Raw genomic sequence first — 17,900 nt, 5'->3', positions numbered from 1 at the left:
GAGGGGTGGTCGAGCCGCGTGGCGTTCCCGACGACCATCCAAGACTTGCGAGGCTTCCGGGCGCGTGGAGTCCGTGGTCCCCTTGCCGTGGTCCCGTTGCTCGGAAGACCTCAAGGGCTTCAGTCCTGCGAGGATGAGGTGGGTGCGAGGGCGGCGCGCTTCGGTGACCCCCGGTTCGCGTTTTCTTCCCATGTGCTTTTGAAGCAACGGGACCACAGCAGGGTGAGCACGGAGTGCGCGTGCCCGGAAGCGCAGCAGGTCTTGGACGGTCGTCGGGGACGCTGCGCAAGACGACCACCCCATCGCCTGTGTACGAATCCGCGGCCGCGATCTCCCGTCCGTTCGTCCTATGGCGATCGCGATGTGGTGGTCGGTCAGGCCCGCGTCCGGTGGGCGATCCGGGCGCAGCCGGTGCCGGCGAGGACGAACAGCGCGGCCACCGCGCCCTGCCACCACTGGCCCTCGCTCAGCGCCAACACCCAGTTCACCCCGGCGACGAGGGCGAAGAGCGCCGCGAGCACCGTCCAGAGCCGCCGCTCGGCTCTCTCGGTGCGCGGGGCGAAGACGACGGTCGGGGGATGGGTCACGGCAGGCACCTCCGCTCCGGTCCCGACGTGCTCGACGACGTCGGGTCGAACGCGGTTACCCGCTTTTCGCCCGCCTCACACCTCGAACGCCCGACTTTCTTCCGTTGCGTCTCACTTGGTACTCAACCGCCCGCAGGCCGCCTAACCCACCGTGACCCCGAACAGCAGCCCCACGTAGTACGTCACGACCATCGTCAACGAGCCCACCACGACGTTCCGCCGCACCGCCCGCCACACCCGGCTGGACCCGAGCCGCGCGCTGATCCACCCCGTCAGCACCAACCCGACGAGCACGGCGACCGCGCACGCCCAGACCCGCCAACCGGTCGGCGGCACCAGGATCGCCACCAGCGGGATCAGCGCGCCCACCGCGAACGACACCAGGGACGCCCACGCCGCGTGCCACGGGCTGGTCAGGTTGTCCGGATCGATCTGGAGCTCGGCCTCGGCGTGCGCCCGCAACGCGTCCTGCTCGGTCAGCTCGCGCGCCACCCGCGTGGCCAGCTCCGGCGACAACCCCTTGTCCTGGTAGATGTCCGCGAGTTCGCGTTCCTCCTCCTCGGGCATCTCGCGCAGCTCGCGCGCCTCCAACCGCAGCGCGGCCCGTTCGGTGTCGCGCTGGGTGCTCACCGACACGTACTCGCCGCCCGCCATCGACAGCGCGCCCGCCACCAGCCCGGCGACGCCGGCGGCGAAGATGGTGGTGCGGTCGGTGGTCGCGCCCGCCACGCCCACCACGAGGCCGGCGGTGGACACGATGCCGTCGTTCGCGCCGAGGACGCCGGCGCGCAGCCAGTTGAGGCGTTCCGAGAGGTCTTCGTGGTGCGCTTCGCCTGGGTGCGTCATGTCGATCATCGAACCACCCGGCGCGCGGTGGCGCGCGGTTCGCGGTTCGGCACCGGCCGGTGGTCAGGGCGTCTCGATGATCCGCCACTGCGGGCCGTTGATCCAGCTCGCCTCCAGCCGGGACCGGCGGTCGGGCGCCACGAACTCGACCACCACGGCGGAAGCGGGCTGCTCGACGTTGACCGCGTAACCCTGCCGGGGTGTCGCCGAGATCGGTTCCATGTTGTCGCGGGAGAACCTGATCGACGCGATGCCGCCCTGGAGTTCGAAGCTGCGCAGGTACACCTGTTCGCCGTTCTGCTCGCCCCACGTGCCCTGCTCGGACGGCAGGAGCGCGGTGGTCGTTGTCGTCGTGGTGGTGGTGGTCGTGGTGGTGGTCGTCGTGACCGGGGGAGGTGCGGCGGGCGGGGCGACCGCGGCCGTCGTCGTCGTGGTGGTGGTCGGGGCGACGGTGGTCGTGGTGGTCGTCGGGACCGCCGTCGACTGCTGGACCGGTCCGGCGACCACGCGCGAGCGCTCGGAGACGCCCGCGTCCAGCACGAACCGGATGCCGAGCCAGGACAGCGCCACCGCGACGGCGGTGGACGCCGACCACGCCGCGAAGTACTGGAGGCCCCTGCGCACGCGGTCATCCTGCCGGCGCGACCGCCGCGGCGGACCCCTCGACCTCCCGACCGCGCCGCCGACCTGCGCCCCACCCCGACCGGCCCGCGCCACCGCGCACCACCGGCACGCGCACTCCCCGGCACCGCGCCCGGCCGCGACGCCGTGGCCGACCGCGACGTCGCGCCCACCCCACGACGTCGCGCCCGCCCCACGACGCCGCCCCGGAAACACCCCGCCGCGGGCGCGCCAAGGCCGTTCACCCGTTCGTGAAGTCCGCGCGTTACGGTGCGCGGCATGGTCTCGGTGCTGCTCGTCGAGGACGACCCGGTGGTGCGGTCGGCGGTGACGCGCGCGTTGACGGCCCTGGGCCACGCCGTCCTGCCGGTCGGCACGGCGCTGGAGGCGTTGCGCGAGATCACCGCCACCCGGTTCGACCTCGTGGTGCTCGACCTCGGCCTGCCCGACGTGGACGGCGCGGACGCGTTGCGGATGATGCGCGGGGTGTGCGACGTCCCGGTCATCGTGGCCACCGCCCGCGACGACGAGGCGGAGATCGTCCGGCTGCTCAACGCGGGCGCGGACGACTACCTCGTCAAGCCGTTCTCCAGCGAGCACCTCGCCGCGCGGCTGTCGGCGGTGCTGCGCCGCGCGCGCAAGGACGCCGCGCCCGGACCGATCCGGATCGGCGAGCTGACCGTCGACCTCGACCGGCGGGAGGCCCGGCTCGGCGACCGCGAGCTGAGCCTGACCCGCAAGGAGTTCGACCTGCTCGCCTACCTCGCGGCGCGGGAGGGCCGGGTCGTGCCGCGCGGCGAGCTGCTGGCGAACCTGTGGAACCTGCCCGGCCGGCACGACGACCAGACGCTGGACGTCCACCTCTCGTGGCTGCGGCGCAAGCTGGGCGAGCGGGCCGCCCGGCCGCGCTACCTGCACACCGTGCGCGGCGTCGGGTTCAAGCTGACGGCGGTCGAGTGAGGAAGTCCCTGGCCCTGGTGTCGCTTGCGGTCACGTCGATGGTGGCGCTGGCGTTCCTGATCCCGCTCGCCCTGGTCGTGCGCCGCCTCGCCGAGGAGCGGGCGCTGGACACCGCCGAGCGCCAGGCCGCCGCGCTGACCCCGGTCCTGGTCATCACGGCCGACCCCGCGACGGTGGAGCAGGCGCTGACGGCCGCGGGCGGTCGACTGGCCGTCCACCTGCCGGGCGGCGGGGTCGTCGGCACGGTCAAGGCGACCCCCGACCAGCTCCGGACGGCGCGGGAGGACGGGCTGGCGTTCACCGGGACCGTCCCGGACGGGCGCGTCCACCTCCAGCCGGTGGTGCTCGGCAAGGACCGGGTCGCGGTCGTGGAGGCGTTCGTGGCCGAGGCGGAGCTGTCGCGGGACGTGCTGCCCGCCTGGCTCGCGCTCAGCGGGGTCGCCGTGTCGCTGGTGCTGGCCTCGGTGCTGGTCGCGGACCGGCTCGGCGCGCGGGTCGTCCGGGCGTCCAGGGCGCTGGCGGACGGCGCGCGCCGCATGGAGCAGGGCGAGCTGGCGGCGCGGGTGACGCCGACCGGGCCGCCCGAGCTGGTGGACGCGGGCGGCGCGTTCAACCGGATGGCGGACCGGATCGGGCAGCTGATGGCCGCCGAGCGCGAGGTGCTGGCCGACCTGTCGCACCGGCTGCGCACGCCGCTCACCGCGCTGCGGCTGGACTCGGAGACCCTGGGCCAGGACCCCGGCGCGAACCGGGTGCGGCAGGCCGTCCACGCGCTGGAGCGCGAGGTGAACGAGCTGATCCGGGCCGCGCGCCGGGAGCTGGACGACCCGGACGGCGGCCGGTGCGACGCGGCGGAGGTGGTGCGGGACCGCCTGGTGTTCTGGTCGGCGCTGGCCGACGACCAGCGGCGGCGGTGGAACCTGCGGGGCGCGGAGCGCAGCGCGTTCGTGCCGCTGACCAGGACCGACCTGGCCGCCGCGATGGACGTCGTGCTGGGCAACGTCTTCCGGCACACGCCGGAGGGCGTCGGGTTCGTCGTGGCGCTGTTCCACCGGGCGGACCACGTGGTGATCGTCATCGAGGACTCCGGGCCCGGCATCGAGGACCTGGAGTCGGCGCTGCGCCGTGGAAGCAGCAGCGCCGGCTCCACCGGTCTCGGACTCGACATCGCCCGCCGCGCGGCCGAGTCCACCGGAGGCTCGCTGGTCGTCGACCGCGGGCCGCTCGGCGGCACCAGGGTCCAGTTGCGGCTGACCCTGCTGCCGGAGCACGAAGGCTAGCCGCCCGATTCTTTCCGCCACCTCATGCGAGCTTTAAATGTTCCTTAAATAATCGCTTGTTGACAACGCGCCCGCGGCGGTTAAGGTCATTTCCGGAATTGAGGCCGATCGCAGCGCTCTCCCTCCTGCCCGATCCGCCCGGTTCCCCCTTCGGTGCGGCGACCGCAGCGCGCTCACCCTGCGAAAAGCGCTCGCGCGGTCGCCGTACCCGAAACGCCGTCGAACCCCGGTGAGGTTTCCCGTGTCGCGCACCAGCACCGCGCTGCCGGCCCTGGCCACGCTGGCCGGCTTGGTCCTCGTCGGCTGCGCCCAACCACGGGGTAGCGGTCTGGTGACCGCCACGGCGACCACGTCGGTGCGCACCACGGCGCATCCAGGGACCCCGCCCGCCGCCACCGGGACGCCGTCCGGCACCGCCGGGACGCCGTCCGGCACGGGGTCGCCGGGCACCGCCACCGCGTCGCCCGCGCGCGAGCCGGGGCCGAGGCCCGAGCCCGCCCCGCCGGCCAGGACCGACGCCGAGGCCGAGGCCGCCGTGTTCGAGCTGACCAACGCCGAGCGCGCCGCCAACGGGTGCCCGGCGCTGGTGGCCGACGAGCGGCTGGACGTGGCCGCGCGTGCCCACAGCGCCGACATGGCGGCGCGGAACTACTTCGACCACGGCTCGCGGGACGGCCGCACGTTCGTGGACCGGGTCGAGGCCGCCGGGCACCCCGCGCCCGGCGCGGAGAACATCGCCGCCGGGCAGCGCACGCCCGAAGCCGTGGTCGCGGGCTGGATGGCGTCGCCGGGCCACCGCGCGAACATCCTCAACTGCGGGCTCAAGTCGCTGGGCGTCGGCCTGGCGCGCGGCGGGACCTACGGCCTCTACTGGACTCAGAACTTCGGCTGGTGAGCGGGGCGGCCGTCCTGCTCGGCGGGCAGCTCGTCGAGGATCAGCACGGTGTGGCTGGACGTCACGTCGGGCATCGTCTGGAGCTTGGACAGCACCAGGTCGCGCAGGCTGTGCGCGTCCGCCGTGCGCACCAGCAGCACGAGGTCGTAGTCACCGGACACCAGCGCCCCGTGCCACACCTCGGGGATCTCCAGCACCCGCTGCCGCACCGCCTTCCACGAGTGCTGGCTGATCTTGAGGTAGACGTAGGCCGAGATGCCGAACCCGTACCGCTCCGGGTCCACCACCGCCGTGTAGCCGGTGATCACGCCGTCCCGGTGCAGCCGCTCCACCCGCGAGTAGGCGCTCGCGCGCGAGATGTGCAGCCGCTCCGCGAGCGCCCGCATGGACAGCCTGCCGTCCGCGCGCAGCTCCTGCACCAGCCGCCGGTCCGTCTCGTCGAGCGGTGCCGAATGTCCAGTCCTGGGCGTCACCCGGTCCACTCTAGCCCCGCTGGAAGGCCATTCGTCCAGGATTGCGCACACGATCTGGATCTTTGGTCGGTGTGAGCCGGACCATACCCCTACTCGCCACCGAGCGCCGGAGGGGCCATGTCGCCGACGAGGGAGCGGACGCTGCTGCCGACCGACGAACCGCTGTCGCTGCTGGACAAGGACGGTTCGCCGGTGGCCGGTTCGCCGCTGGTGATGCCCGACGACGACGTGCTGCTCGAACTGCACCGGCGCATGGTCGTCGGCCGCCGCTTCGACACCCAGGCCACCGCGCTCACCCGGCAGGGCCGGCTGGCGGTGTACCCGTCGTCGCGCGGCCAGGAGGCGTGCGAGGTCGGCTCCGTGCTCGCGCTGCGGCCCGCCGACTGGCTGTTCCCCACCTACCGCGACACGGTCGCCCTGGTGACCAGGGGTGTGGACCCGGCGGAGGCGCTGACGCTGCTCCAGGGCGACTGGCACAGCGGGTACGACCCCTGCGCGCACCGCGTCGGGCCGCAGTGCACCCCGCTGGCCACCAACACGCTGCACGCGGTCGGGTTCGCGCACGCCGCGCGGCTCAAGGGCGAGGACACCTCGGTGCTCGTGCTGCTCGGCGACGGCGCGACCAGCGAGGGCGACACGCACGAGGCGCTGAACTTCGCCGGCGTGTGGCGTGCGCCGGTCGTGTTCCTGGTGCAGAACAACGGCTACGCGATCAGCGTGCCGATGTCCAAGCAGAACGCCGCGCCGTCGCTGGCGCACAAGGGCATCGGCTACGGCGTTCCCTCCGTGCTGGTGGACGGCAACGACGTCGCCGCGGTGTACGCGGTGGTGCGCGAGGCCCTGGAATCCGGCGGGCCGACGCTGATCGAGGCGCGGACCTACCGGATCGAGGCGCACACCAACGCCGACGACGCGACCCGCTACCGGACCCCCGACGAGGTCGCCGCGTGGCTGGACCGCGACCCCGTCGACCGGATCGAGGCGTACCTGACCTCGCGCGGCCTGCTGGACGCCGCGCGCCGGTCCGCCGTGGCGGCGGAGGCCGAGGAGTTCGCCGCGCGGGTGCGGGCGGAGCTGAACGCCGACCGGCCGCGGGACCCCGCCGCCCTGTTCGAGCACGTCTACGCGACGCCCACGGCGCAGCTGCGGGAGCAGGCCGCCGCGCTGGCGGAGGAGCTGGCATGACCGGTGCCCCGGTGGTGGACACGAGGCCGCTCCGGGTGGCGGTCGGCGTGGTGGCGGGCGTGCGATGAGCGGTGTCGTGGTGGCGGTCGGCGTGGTGGAGGAGGTGGAGGTGCGATGAGCGGTGTCCCCGTCTCGATGGCGGGCGCGTTGAACCGTGCCCTGGCCGACGCGCTGGCCGACGACCCGGCCGTGCTGGTGTTCGGCGAGGACGTCGGCCCGCTGGGCGGCGTGTTCCGGGTGACCGACGGCCTGGCGGCGCGGTTCGGCGAGGCGCGCGTGTTCGACACGCCGCTGGCCGAGTCCGGCATCGTCGGCACCGCGATCGGCATGGCGATGAACGGCCTGCGGCCCGTGGTGGAGATGCAGTTCGACGCGTTCGCCTACCCGGCGTTCGAGCAGATCACCAGCCACCTCGCCAAGATGCGCAACCGCACGCGCGGCCGGGTGTCGCTGCCGGTCGTGATCCGCGTGCCGTACGGCGGCGGCATCGGCGGCGTCGAGCACCACTGCGACTCGTCGGAGGCGTACTACGCGCACACGCCGGGGCTGACCGTCGTCACGCCCGGCACCCCCGACGACGCCTACCACCTGCTCCGCGCGTCGATCGCCTCGCCCGACCCGGTGATCTTCCTGGAGCCCAAGCGGCGGTACTGGACCAAGGGCGAGCTGTCGGACGTCGCCGTGCCGATGGACCGCGCCGTGGTGCGGCGGCCGGGCGCCGACGTGACGCTGATCGCCTACGGGCCCCTGATGGCGACCGCGCTGGAGACCGCCGAGGCGGCCGTCGAGGAGGGCTGGGAAGTCGAGGTCGTGGACCTGCGGTCGCTCTCGCCGTTCGACGACGCCACGGTGTGCGCGTCGGTCCGCCGGACCGGCCGGGCCGTGGTGGTGCACGAGGCGTCCGGGTTCGGCGGGTACGGCGCGGAGGTGGTGGCGCGGGTGACCGAGCGGTGCTTCCACCACCTGCACGCGCCGGTGCTGCGGGTGACCGGGTTCGACGTCCCGTACCCGCCGCCGAAGCTGGAGGAGCACCACCTGCCCGGTGTGGACCGGATACTGGACGCGATCGCGCGGCTCCAGTGGGACGACGAGGTCGTGGGGTGTCGAGGTGCCTGACTTCCGGCTGCCCGACCTGGGCGAGGGCCTGACCGAGGGCGAGATCGTCGCCTGGCTGGTGTCGGTGGGCGACCACGTGTCCGTCGACCAGCCCGTGGTGGAGGTCGAGACGGCGAAGGCCGTGGTGGAGGTCCCGTGCCCGTTCGAGGGCGTGGTCCGCGCGCGGTTCGGCGAGCCGGGCGAGAAGCTGGCCGTCGGCTCGGTGCTGCTGTCGGTGGGCGCGGACGAGCCGGCGGGGGCGTCGTCCGGCTCCGGCAACGTCCTGATCGGCTACGGGACGTCGGAGGCGCCGCGTCGCCGCAGGTCCGGACGCCGGGGGCCGGGCGGCACCGCCGCACGGCCCGTGCTCGCGCCGCAGTCCGCCGGTGCGCAGTCCACCGGTCCGCAGCCGGCCGGCGCGGAGTCCGCCGGCCCGCGGTCGGTGGAGTCGCGGTCGAGCGGGTCGCGGTCGAGCGGGTCGCGGTCGAGCGGGTCGCGGTCGGTGGAGTCGTGGTCGGTCGCGTCGTCGTCGGTCGAGGCGCGGACACCCCTGCCCCGCGCCCCCGAGCCGTCCACGACCGCGCCGGCCGTGATCTCGCCCTTCGTGCGGCGGATGGCGCGGGAGAACGGCCTGGCGCTGGACCGCATCACCGGCACCGGTCCGGGCGGCGTGATCCGCCGCACCGACGTGGAACGCGCACTCGCCGCCGCGCACCAGGCGGAGGCCCGGTCGGCGGATTCGAACCCGGACCAGGACTCGGGCCGACCGGCGGCGGCCAGGCGTATCCCGCTGCGCGGCCTGCGCGGCGCAGTGGCGGAGAAGTTGACGCGCTCCCGCCGCGAGATCCCGGAGGCGACGGTCTGGGTGGACGTGGACGCCACCGACTTCCTCGCCGCCCGCGCCGCGCTGCCGTCCGTGTCGCTGCTCGGATTGCTGGCCCGCTTCACCGTGCTGGGGCTCAAGCGGTTCCCGGAGCTGAACTCGCGGGTCGAGGGCGACGAGGTCGTGGTGCTGGACGAGGTCCACCTGGGATTCGCCGCGCAGACCGACCGCGGCCTGGTGGTCCCGGTGGTCCGCGACGCGCACGCGCTGACCACCTCCGCCCTGTCGAGCGCCATCGACGACCTCGCCACGTCGGCGCGCGAGGGCCGGATCGCACCCGCGTCCCTGACCGGCGGCACGTTCACGGTCAACAACTACGGCGTCTTCGGCGTCGACGGCTCGGCGGCGATCATCAACCACCCGGAGGCGGCGATCCTGGGCCTGGGCCGCATCATCGACCGGCCGTGGGCGGTGGACGGGCAGTTGGCCGTGCGCAAGGTGGCCCAGCTGACGCTGGCCTTCGACCACCGGGTGTGCGACGGCGGCACGGCGGGCGGGTTCCTGCGGTTCGTGGCGGACTGCGTCGAAGCGCCGATCACGGCGTTGAGCTGGGTTTGAGCTGTGTTGGATTTGCCCGACTCCGTCGGGCGGCTGTGTTGGATTTGCCCTCCTTCGTCGGGCGGCTCGGCCGCCTGGTGGTCGGCGGCTCGCGGGGCGGGTTTCGCCGATCGAAAAGCGTGATCGGCGAAACCCGCGCCGCGAACCACCGACGCGGCCTCGCGGTGTTGGATTTGCCCGACTCCGTCGGGCGGCTCGGCCGCCGTTGGGTCCGCGAACCACCGACGCGGCCTCGCGGTGTTGGATTTGCTCGACTTCGTTGGGCGGCTCGGCTGCCTGGTGGTCGGCGGCTTGTCGTCGATCAGGACCGAACGAGTGGACAGGAGCGGGTATGACCGACGATGTGGCCGGCCAAGTGATCAAGGCTGAGCGGGATCGGATCCGGTGTCTCCTCGACGTGGATCGCGGCGCCTACGACCGCTTGCACGCCGCGGAGTACCGGTTGTGCAACCCGACCGGCACGGTGTGGACGAAGGCCGAATACCTGGACCTCCTCACCACCGGGCGGGTCGCCTACCGGGAACTCGGGCTGACCGGCGACGTGGACGCCATCGTCGGCACCGACGTCGTCGTCCTCCGCTACCGGTGCGTTATCCAGCTCACCGTCGACGGCGCGGACATCCCGCGGCACGAAGCCTGGCACACCGACGTCTACACCGGTGCCGGCGGCACGTGGCGTTGTGCCTGGTCGCAAGCCACCGGCATCATGGACCTTCCGCCTGCCGCACCCTGACCCAGCACGCGGAAGGCGCGGACCCCGCCGAGACACGCCCTAGTCGCGTTCCGGGATGGGGGTCAGGTTGCCTGCTTGGTCCGCTACGCAGGTGGCTGATCTTGCCGGGGTGGCCAGGAAAGCCGTCATGCACCGGCCGAACTGCTCGTGACCGCGCGCGTTGGGGTGGAAGGACTCCTGCAACGCGTGGCGTGCGCGGGCCTCGTCGCGCAGCCCCTCGAAGTCGACCGTCAGCCGCGTGAACCACTCGTCGTCCGCGTCCTTGCCGCGGGCGCACGCCTCGTGCCCGTCGCCCGCCCGCGACAGGTCCAGGAACCGCGCCCCGACCGCCGAAGCGGCCTTGCGCAGGCCCGCCGACAGCTCGTCCACCGCGTTGTCGCGCACCCACCGCAGGTCCGCCGTCCGCAGCGGGCAGCCGGCGAGGTTCTGGAGGTCGAGCGGCAGGTCCGGGCTGACGGGCGCGGCGTAGGACTGGAGCACCAGCGTGTACGAGCGCGGTGTGTAGCCCGAGTCGTGCAGCACCTGGCGGATGTCGCGCAGCGCGCGTTCCACCTTCGGCGACATCCGGTCGACGCGCCCGCGCCAGTCGTCCGTCAGCGCCTTCGAGCAGTCGTTCCGCCGCTGGATCCACGCCTGGAGGCACGTGCCGAGCACGTCGGAGAACCGGGGGTCGTCGTTCGCGCCCACCGCGACCAGGACCGTGGTCACGCGGTACTCGCGCGCGATGCGGGCGAGCTGCCGCGCCTGCGAGCCCTCGGTGTTGCGCACGCGGTCGGTGAGGCCGACCTGCTCGGCGTTCGCGCCGGAGCAGGCGAGGTTGAACACCTTGTCGACGGGCGCCTTGGTGTGGTGGACGGACGCCTTCGTCGACCGGTGGCACCAGTTGTCGTCCTCGCCGTCCGTGCCGGGTTCGTAACTGCCCGCGCCCTCGCCCGACATGGTGCTGTCGCCCAGCGCCACTATCGCGGTCGGCGCGTCCGGGCCCGGTCCGACGCGGTCCGGGAGCGACGCGTCCGCCACCAGCAGCAGGAGGGCCACCAGTGGCAGCACCAGTGCGAGGGCGACGGCTCGGCGGGACATCGCCGCCTATCCTACGGTCATCCGACGGCGTTCCCGGACACCCGGCCGGCGGAGAGCACGACCGTCCGGTCGGCCGCGCGGTGCACCTCGTCGTGGTGGGTGGCGATGAGCACGGCCGCACCCGCGTCCGCCGCGCGCCGCAGCACCCGCACGGCCGCTGGCGCGCTCACCGCGTCCAGGTGCGCGGTCGGCTCGTCGGCCAGCAGCACCTTGGGCGACGCGATGACGGCCCGCGCGAGCGCCGCCCGCTGCTGCTGCCCGTAGGACACCTCGGCCGGGTAGCGGTCGGCCAGCTCGCCGATGCCCAGCTCCGCCAGCAACTCGGCCACGCGCCCGACGTCGCCGCCCGCGCCGAGCCGGAGCGGCAGCGCCACGTTCTCCGCCAGCGTCAGCTCTCCCGCGAGGCCGAGCGCCTGCGGCAGCAGCGCGCACAGCCGCCACGCCGGCGGCGCGGTCATCACCTCGCCGCACAGCTCGACCGTGCCCTCGTCGGCCCGGTCGAACCCGGACAGCACCGTCAGCAGCGCGCTCTTGCCCGACCCGGACGGCCCGGCCAGCGTCACCAGCTCGCCCGCCGCCACCTCCAGGTCGACGCCGCGCAGCACGTCCACCGACCCGCTCGCGTGCGCGAACGACCGCCGCACACCCACCGCTCGCAACGCCGTCATGCCGCCAACGCCCCGTTCCGCAGGTCGAACCTGGTGTCCGCCAAGGCGACCAGGCGTGGGTCGTGCGACGCGACGACGACCGGCACGTCCTGCCGCGCCAGGTCGGCGAGCGTCTCCAGCACGAGGTCGGCCGACACCGCGTCGAGCTGCGAGGTCGGCTCGTCGGCCAGCACCACGGACGCGCCGCGGGCCAGCGCGCACCCGAACGCCAGCCGCTGCTGCTGCCCGCCGGACAGCGCGGGCACCCGCCACGCCGCCGTGCCCGGCAACCCCAGCCGCGCCAGCAGGTCGTCCACCCGCGCGGTGCGGCCCGCCGCCTGGGCCGCCGCGCGCAGGTTGTCGCCGACGGTCAGGTGGCCGATCAGGTTGTCCGCCGGGTTCTGGAACACCAGCGCGACGTCCGTGCGCCGCAACGCCCGCCGCGCCTTGGACGACAGCCCCGTCGTGCCCGCGCCGCGCAGCTCGACGCCGCCCCGCGTGGGCCGCTCCACCAGGCTCAGCACCCGCAGCAGCGTCGACTTGCCCGACCCGGACGGCCCGGCGAGCACGGTCAGCCCGCGCGCAGGCACGTCCAGCGACACGTCCGACACGGCCGTCACCGACCCGGCGGGCGTCGGGTAGTCGACACCGACCTCCCGCAGGCGCAACACGTGCTCGACCACCGCCGTACCCCTTCCCTCGTGCCGCTCAGCCACGGATCAGCTCCCCGACCCGTGCCGACCGGACCGCGCGCACCGCGATCCACGCCGCCACCAGCACCACCAGCGCGCTGCCGCCCACCGTCGTCACCAGCAGCGGCACCACGTTCGGCAGCTCCGGCGTCGGCGTCAGGCGGGGCGCGGGGTCCAGCCGGGGCACGGCGAACCCGCTGCTGACGGCGCTCGCGGCCGAGCCGATGACCACGGCGACGACGGCCAGCGCGCCCAGCTCCAGCAGGTGGCTGGACAGCAGCGCGGACGGGCGCAGGCCCATCCGGGTGCTGAACGCGCCGGACACCGCGTTCTGCCGCCGCCGCACCTCGATGGCGAGCAGCAGCGCGATCGCCGCGACGACCGCCAGCACCGCGCCGATGGCGGCGACGAACGCGAACGTCCACTGGATCGTCAGGAACGGCAGCCCCGACACGGTCTTCGACTTCTCCACGACGTTGCGGTAGGGGATCCCGCCGTCCGACAGCGCCTTGGTCAGCTCGCGGAGCGGCTTGGCCGACCACACGTACCAGGAGCCGACGTCGTCGACCGACTCCACCAGGTCGCGCGGCACCACCCAGCCGGCGGTGCCGAGCTTCGGGAACGACGGCAGGTGCGCCTCGGGGTCGACGGGGGGCAGGCCGGGCAGCGTGATCCCGCCGCGCGGCGCGTCACCGACCCGCAGCGGCCGGGACAGCAGCGCCGGGTCGATGCGCTCGACGGTGAACGCGCCGTCGTTGAACGTCGCCGGGTCCACCACCAGCGCGACGCGGTCGTTGCGCTCGCTGAGCCCGACGATGGTCGAGTTGCCGCGCAGGACGTCGGGCAGGACCACGTCCTCCGGGACCTGGGCGACGCTCTCCGCGCCCGTGTACATGCCGGACTTGACCTCCAGCGCGGTCTTCTGCGACCCCGCGACGCTGGAGCCGACCGCGATCGTGCCGATGGCGAGCACGCCCACCAGCAGCACGCCGGTCACCGGTCCGGCCGCGGCGGCCAGGCGGCGGATCGCGAGCTGCGCGGCGGGCTTCGACCAGATCGACGCGCGGTGCGACGCCTTGAGCGCCCACTTCGCCAGCCGCGCCACGAGCAGCGCGGCGGTGAGCACGACCAGCAGCGGGAACGCCAGCGCCGCCGCGTCGATGCGGGGCAGGCCGCCGATCTTCAGCGGCGTCGACAGGCCGCTGTGCTGGACGCGGTGCCACGCCCACACCGCGAGCCCGGCCGTGATCAGCTCCCACGGCACGGCGGTCAGCACGCGGCGCAGGCGGGTACCGGTGCCGGCGGCCTGGAACGCGCGGTGCGCGCGGACGGCGGCGGTCGCCCACGTGACGACCAGGCCGAGCGCGATGACCACGAGCACGGCGAGCACGGCGTCGGGCAGCGTGCCGCCCGGCAGCGCGGGCGACGGCGCGTAGACGGGGAGCAGCAGCCGCGCCGCGCCGAGCCCGAGCAGCCCGCCCACGACGAGCGGCAGGCCCAGTTCGAGCAGCGCCCGGCCGCCCAGCGCGGCCGGTCCGGAACCGCGCACCCACAGCAGGCGCAGCTCGGTGTGCCGCCGCTGCGCCCACTGGACGGTCACGGTCGCCACCCCGGCGAGGCCGATCAGGAGGCTGATCAGGGTCAGCGGCAGGATGGCCGAGCGGACGTTGGCCGCGGTCTGGTGCGCGTTCTCCACCGGCAGCACGAGCGGCGAGACCACCCGGACACCGGGTTGGTCGAGCGGCTCCAGCCGGGCGGTGCCCGCGGCGTGCAGCTCCTCGGCCTCGTCGACGGTCCGCGGCACGGGGGAGGGGAAGCGGACGGTCACGTTGACGGTCCGGGTCAGCTCCGGCGGCAGCGCGGCGAACGACTCGGCGCTGGGCAGCCACACCACGGAGGTCGCGAGGTCGTCGCGGCTGAGGATGTTCGGGATGACGAACTGCCGCTCCGAGCACCACCACGGGTCGAGCGGGTCGCGCAGGTCCTCGTAGACGGCGGTGACCGGTGGCAGCCTGCCGCCCATGCCGCGCTTGCCCAGTTGCAGGTCCGTGGTGTCGGCGATGCGCTTGGGCACCCACAGCCCGTCCTTGGAGCCGCCTTCCAGGACGGTCAGGTGGTCGGTCGCGCCGGGCCGGAAACCGAACCTGGCGTAGGTCTGCTCGCCGCCGAAGTCCGTGCGCGCCTCCTTCGTGTAGGCGGCGGGCAGCACCGGCTGGTCGCCGACGGTGGCGCGCACGGCGTCCAGGAACGGCGTCACCCCGTCGGCGGTCGGCGACGCCTCCAGCGACGGGTGCAGCGACTCGGTGCACAGCCGGTTCTGCTGGTAGTCGACGGCGGCGCTGCCCGAGGCGGCCGAGTGCAGCACCGCGGCGGCCACGACGAAGCTCGACAGGAGCGCGGTGACCAGGCTGACCAACAGGGTCAGCGGGCTCGACAGCGCGGCGCGCGGCGCGGCTCTCCACGGTATCTGCACATTGCGAACCGTAACCGGCGAGACCCGACTGGTGGGAGCTTTTCCCCGACGTGCGCAAGGACTGCCCCAATGTCGGGGTTCGTCTTCCACCGAGAGTGACCACATGATCACGAACGTCCACCGGGCGACCGGGTGGCACGGCGGGGTGAGCCTTGACACCCCGGTTGTGGTCTAGTCCAATCTGACCCACCTGGAGGCCGCCGACCGCTGGGAGGAAGACGATGTCGCGCAGAGTCCTGTTGGCGAGGGTGGCGGCGGTGGGGGCGTTGGTGGCCAGTGCCGTGGTGGTGGGGTTCGCCCCGGCCTACGCGTCGTCCGTGACCGCCTCGTTCGTCAAGGCGTCGTCGTGGTCGTCCGGGTACACCGGTCAGTTCTCCATCAAGAACGAGACCAGCTCCCCGATCACGAGCTGGAAGGTCGAGTTCGACCTGCCGTCGGGCACGACGGTCGGCGCGTACTGGGACGCCCTCCAGACCAACGCGAGCGGGCGCTACACCTTCACCAACCGGGAGTACAACGGCTCGGTCGCGCCCGGCGCCACCGTCACCTTCGGGTTCAACGCCGCCGGCACCGCCGAGCCCGCGAACTGCCGGGTCAACGGCGCGGCGTGCACCGGCGCGCCGACGGTGACCACGACGACCACCACCACGACCTCCCCGACGAGCACCACCACGTCGACCACGACCACGACCACGACGTCGACCACGACCACGGGCACCACCACGACGACGACCACGACACCGCCGACCGGGCTGCCGAAGCGGGTGCTCGTCGGCTACCTGCACGCCAGCTTCGCCAACGGCTCCGGCTACATCCGGATGAAGGACGTCTCGCCCGACTGGGACATCATCAACCTGTCCTTCGCCGAGCCGACCTCGGTCACCTCCGGCGACCTGCGCTTCCAGCAGTGCCCGGTGGCGGAGTGCCCGAACGTCGAGCCCGAGGCCGAGTTCATCGCCGGCATCCGCGAGAAGCAGGCGCAGGGCAAGAAGGTCCTGATCTCCATCGGCGGCCAGAACGGCCAGGTCCAGCTCACCACGGCGGCTGCCCGCGACGCCTTCGTGCGCAGCGTCGGCGCGATCATCGACCGGTACGGCCTGGACGGGCTCGACGTCGACTTCGAGGGCCACTCGCTGTCCCTGAACTCGGGCGACACCGACTTCCGCAACCCGACCACGCCGGTGATCGTCAACCTGATCTCGGCGCTCAAGGCGCTGAAGGCCCGCTACGGCGCCAAGTTCGTCCTCACGATGGCCCCGGAGACGTTCTTCGTGCAGCTCGGCTACCAGTTCTACGGCGGCGGCAGCGGGCAGGACCCGCGCGCGGGCGCGTACCTGCCGGTCATCCACGCCATGCGCGACGACCTGACGCTGCTGCACGTCCAGCACTACAACTCCGGCCCGATCATGGGCCTGGACAACCAGTACCACTTCATGGGCGGCAGCGACTTCCACGTCTCGATGGCGGACATGGTGCTCGCCGGGTTCCCGGTGCGCGGTGACGCGACCAAGTTCTTCCCCGGCCTGCGGCAGGACCAGGTCGCCATCGGGCTGCCCGCGAGCGTCAACGCGGGCAACGGGTTCACGTCCGTGGGCGACACCCACAAGGCGTTGGACTGCCTGATGAAGGGCACGAACTGCGGCCCGTACAAGCCCAAGGCGACCTACCCGAACCTGCGCGGCCTGATGACGTGGTCGGTCAACTGGGACAAGCACAACGGGTTCGAGTTCTCCCGGTCGCACCGGGCGTACCTGCCCCGCTAGCGCCCGCACGGGGGAGGGCGTGCCGAGGGCGGCGCGCCCTCCCGCCGGCGTCGGTCGGCGGCGTCCACGCAACCCCGGCGTCGGTCGGCGGCGTTCGCGCGTCCCTGGCGCGTCGTGCGGCGGGCGGGTGGGCCCGCGCGAGGCGCATCCGGGCGCACTAGGCTCCGCGCATGGCGAGGTACTACGACGTGCACCCGGTCAACCCGCAACGCCGCAGCATCGACCAGGCGGTGGAGTTGATCAGGTCGGGCGGTTTGATCGCCTACCCGACGGACTCCTGCTACGCGCTGGGTTGCCAGTTGGGCAACAAGGAGGGGCTGGACCGCATCCGGCAGATCCGCCACCTCGACGACCGGCACCACTTCACGCTCATGTGCCGGGACTTCGCGCAGCTCGGGCAGTTCGTGCACGTGGACAACGCGGTGTTCCGCGCGGTCAAGGCGGCGACGCCGGGCAGCTACACGTTCATCCTCCCGGCCACCCGCGAGGTGCCGCGCCGCCTGCTGCACCCGAAGAAGAAGACGGTGGGCGCACGCATCCCCGACCACCCGGTGGCCCAGGCCCTGCTCCAGGACCTGGGCGAGCCGCTGCTGTCCAGCACGCTGCTGCTGCCCGACCAGGAGGAACCGCTGGTGCAGGGCTGGGAGATCAAGGACCGCCTGGACAACGTGCTCGACGCGGTGCTCGACTCGGGCGAGTGCGGCACCGAGCCGACCACCGTGATCGACTTCTCCGGCGGCGAGCCGGAGATCGTGCGCCGGGGCGCGGGCGACCCGAGCCGGTTCGAGTAGGGGCCGACCCGATCACGCGGTCCTGATCACGTGCCGCGCCGGTCGCGGGAGGACCCGCGCCGGCGCGGTGGGCGTTCCGGGGGTGCGCCCGCCGGAGCCGGCGCACCCCCTCGGTTCTTAAGCGAGCCACGGGCGCACCCCCGAACGCGGGGCCGGGCACGGCGTGCCCGGCGACGGGTGGGACGCGGTTCCCGCGCGGCCGTCGCACCCCGGTCCCGGCCGGTCGACGTCCGGCCGGTGGGCGGCGGCGCGGCGGGAGGCACCGGTCATGCGCCTCCCTTCCTCGTCCCGGCGCTGACGCTAGGCCGTTCAGGCGATCCCGGCCACGCGGACTCACC

Annotated in this window: 17 protein-coding genes; 9 read left to right on the top strand and 8 right to left on the bottom strand. The window is 73.6% G+C overall.

Annotation, left to right across the window (positions count from 1 at the left end; genetic code table 11):
- Nucleotides 1-374 precede the first annotated feature (374 nt).
- From C8E97_RS24345 to C8E97_RS34855, 3 genes are all read right to left on the bottom strand, one after another.
- Nucleotides 375-587 (bottom strand): hypothetical protein, encoded by a 213-nt coding sequence (locus tag C8E97_RS24345; RefSeq protein ID WP_121007803.1) that lies wholly within the window; start codon nucleotides 585-587, stop codon nucleotides 375-377.
- Between the two features lie 141 nt (nucleotides 588-728).
- Nucleotides 729-1,442 (bottom strand): VIT1/CCC1 transporter family protein, encoded by a 714-nt coding sequence (locus C8E97_RS24340; protein WP_121007802.1) that lies wholly within the window; start codon nucleotides 1,440-1,442, stop codon nucleotides 729-731.
- A 54-nt stretch (nucleotides 1,443-1,496) separates the two neighbouring features.
- Nucleotides 1,497-2,057 (bottom strand): hypothetical protein, encoded by a 561-nt coding sequence (locus tag C8E97_RS34855; protein ID WP_121007801.1) that lies wholly within the window; start codon nucleotides 2,055-2,057, stop codon nucleotides 1,497-1,499.
- 276 nt (nucleotides 2,058-2,333) lie between these two features.
- Between C8E97_RS34855 and C8E97_RS24330 the strand changes: the two genes are divergently transcribed.
- The 3 genes from C8E97_RS24330 (at nucleotide 2,334) to C8E97_RS24320 (ending at nucleotide 5,189) form a co-directional block, all read left to right on the top strand.
- Nucleotides 2,334-3,014: a response regulator transcription factor gene (locus tag C8E97_RS24330; protein ID WP_121012261.1), complete on the top strand. Its 681-nt coding sequence runs from the start codon at nucleotides 2,334-2,336 to the stop codon at nucleotides 3,012-3,014.
- Nucleotides 3,011-4,294: a sensor histidine kinase gene (locus C8E97_RS24325; RefSeq protein WP_121007800.1), complete on the top strand. Its 1,284-nt coding sequence runs from the start codon at nucleotides 3,011-3,013 to the stop codon at nucleotides 4,292-4,294. Before C8E97_RS24330 ends, C8E97_RS24325 begins: the two co-directional genes overlap by 4 nt.
- A 241-nt stretch (nucleotides 4,295-4,535) precedes the next feature.
- On the top strand, nucleotides 4,536-5,189 hold the full coding sequence (locus C8E97_RS24320; protein ID WP_121007799.1) for a CAP domain-containing protein: 654 nt from the start codon (nucleotides 4,536-4,538) through the stop codon (nucleotides 5,187-5,189).
- On the opposite strand, the gene C8E97_RS24315 is transcribed toward C8E97_RS24320, so the two are convergent.
- The gene (locus C8E97_RS24315) at nucleotides 5,171-5,662 is read right to left on the bottom strand and encodes an Lrp/AsnC family transcriptional regulator (RefSeq protein WP_246019122.1); all 492 of its coding nucleotides are present in this window, start codon (nucleotides 5,660-5,662) and stop codon (nucleotides 5,171-5,173) included. The genes C8E97_RS24320 and C8E97_RS24315 overlap by 19 nt on opposite strands.
- Before the next feature lie 117 nt (nucleotides 5,663-5,779).
- Between C8E97_RS24315 and pdhA the strand changes: the two genes are divergently transcribed.
- From pdhA to C8E97_RS24295, 4 genes are all read left to right on the top strand, one after another.
- Nucleotides 5,780-6,847 (top strand): pyruvate dehydrogenase (acetyl-transferring) E1 component subunit alpha, encoded by a 1,068-nt coding sequence (gene pdhA / locus C8E97_RS24310; protein ID WP_121007797.1) that lies wholly within the window; start codon nucleotides 5,780-5,782, stop codon nucleotides 6,845-6,847.
- A 114-nt stretch (nucleotides 6,848-6,961) separates the two neighbouring features.
- Nucleotides 6,962-7,963 carry an alpha-ketoacid dehydrogenase subunit beta gene (locus C8E97_RS24305; RefSeq protein ID WP_121007796.1) on the top strand — a complete coding sequence of 334 codons (1,002 nt, stop codon included), beginning with the start codon at nucleotides 6,962-6,964 and terminating at the stop codon, nucleotides 7,961-7,963.
- Entirely contained in the window at nucleotides 7,956-9,383 is a 1,428-nt protein-coding gene (locus C8E97_RS24300; protein WP_121007795.1) for a dihydrolipoamide acetyltransferase family protein, read from the top strand. The genes C8E97_RS24305 and C8E97_RS24300 overlap by 8 nt, the downstream gene beginning before the upstream one ends.
- Before the next feature lie 331 nt (nucleotides 9,384-9,714).
- A complete protein-coding gene (locus C8E97_RS24295; protein WP_121007794.1) occupies nucleotides 9,715-10,116 on the top strand; it encodes a nuclear transport factor 2 family protein in 402 nt (133 codons plus the stop codon).
- A gap of 39 nt (nucleotides 10,117-10,155) precedes the next feature.
- Here the strand turns inward: C8E97_RS24295 and C8E97_RS24290 are convergent, their stop codons facing one another.
- The 4 genes from C8E97_RS24290 to C8E97_RS24275 are packed head-to-tail and all read right to left on the bottom strand — an operon-like array spanning nucleotide 10,156 to nucleotide 15,008.
- The gene (locus C8E97_RS24290) at nucleotides 10,156-11,196 is read right to left on the bottom strand and encodes a GDSL-type esterase/lipase family protein (RefSeq protein ID WP_121007793.1); all 1,041 of its coding nucleotides are present in this window, start codon (nucleotides 11,194-11,196) and stop codon (nucleotides 10,156-10,158) included.
- 17 nt (nucleotides 11,197-11,213) lie between these two features.
- Nucleotides 11,214-11,864: an ABC transporter ATP-binding protein gene (locus C8E97_RS24285; RefSeq protein WP_121007792.1), complete on the bottom strand. Its 651-nt coding sequence runs from the start codon at nucleotides 11,862-11,864 to the stop codon at nucleotides 11,214-11,216.
- Nucleotides 11,861-12,559 (bottom strand): ABC transporter ATP-binding protein, encoded by a 699-nt coding sequence (locus tag C8E97_RS24280; RefSeq protein WP_246019121.1) that lies wholly within the window; start codon nucleotides 12,557-12,559, stop codon nucleotides 11,861-11,863. The genes C8E97_RS24285 and C8E97_RS24280 overlap by 4 nt, the downstream gene beginning before the upstream one ends.
- Complete coding sequence (locus tag C8E97_RS24275; RefSeq protein WP_147455217.1) at nucleotides 12,552-15,008, bottom strand: ABC transporter permease; 2,457 nt, start codon at nucleotides 15,006-15,008, stop codon at nucleotides 12,552-12,554. Before C8E97_RS24275 ends, C8E97_RS24280 begins: the two co-directional genes overlap by 8 nt.
- A gap of 221 nt (nucleotides 15,009-15,229) precedes the next feature.
- On the opposite strand from C8E97_RS24275, the gene C8E97_RS24270 reads away from it, so the two are divergent.
- Together C8E97_RS24270 and C8E97_RS24265 are read left to right on the top strand one after the other, a co-directional pair.
- The gene (locus C8E97_RS24270; RefSeq protein WP_121007789.1) at nucleotides 15,230-16,771 is read left to right on the top strand and encodes a chitinase; all 1,542 of its coding nucleotides are present in this window, start codon (nucleotides 15,230-15,232) and stop codon (nucleotides 16,769-16,771) included.
- A gap of 170 nt (nucleotides 16,772-16,941) precedes the next feature.
- Nucleotides 16,942-17,562, top strand: a complete 621-nt coding sequence (locus tag C8E97_RS24265; RefSeq protein ID WP_121007788.1) for an L-threonylcarbamoyladenylate synthase — start codon at nucleotides 16,942-16,944, stop codon at nucleotides 17,560-17,562.
- Nucleotides 17,563-17,900 lie beyond the last annotated feature (338 nt).

This window comes from Saccharothrix australiensis, assembly GCF_003634935.1.
Classification (GTDB): Bacteria; Actinomycetota; Actinomycetes; order Mycobacteriales; family Pseudonocardiaceae; genus Actinosynnema; species Actinosynnema australiense.
This window is presented reverse-complemented; position numbering and strand designations above follow the sequence as displayed.

Coding starts and splice junctions, on each gene's coding strand:
- C8E97_RS24340 (WP_121007802.1), bottom strand. CDS start 1,442: ATGATCGACATGACGCACCCAGGCGAAGCGCACCACGAAGACCTCTCG.
- C8E97_RS24330 (WP_121012261.1), top strand. CDS start 2,334: ATGGTCTCGGTGCTGCTCGTCGAGGACGACCCGGTGGTGCGGTCGGCG.
- pdhA (WP_121007797.1), top strand. CDS start 5,780: ATGTCGCCGACGAGGGAGCGGACGCTGCTGCCGACCGACGAACCGCTG.
- C8E97_RS24305 (WP_121007796.1), top strand. CDS start 6,962: ATGAGCGGTGTCCCCGTCTCGATGGCGGGCGCGTTGAACCGTGCCCTG.
- C8E97_RS24295 (WP_121007794.1), top strand. CDS start 9,715: ATGACCGACGATGTGGCCGGCCAAGTGATCAAGGCTGAGCGGGATCGG.
- C8E97_RS24290 (WP_121007793.1), bottom strand. CDS start 11,196: ATGTCCCGCCGAGCCGTCGCCCTCGCACTGGTGCTGCCACTGGTGGCC.
- C8E97_RS24285 (WP_121007792.1), bottom strand. CDS start 11,864: ATGACGGCGTTGCGAGCGGTGGGTGTGCGGCGGTCGTTCGCGCACGCG.
- C8E97_RS24270 (WP_121007789.1), top strand. CDS start 15,230: ATGTCGCGCAGAGTCCTGTTGGCGAGGGTGGCGGCGGTGGGGGCGTTG.
- C8E97_RS24265 (WP_121007788.1), top strand. CDS start 16,942: ATGGCGAGGTACTACGACGTGCACCCGGTCAACCCGCAACGCCGCAGC.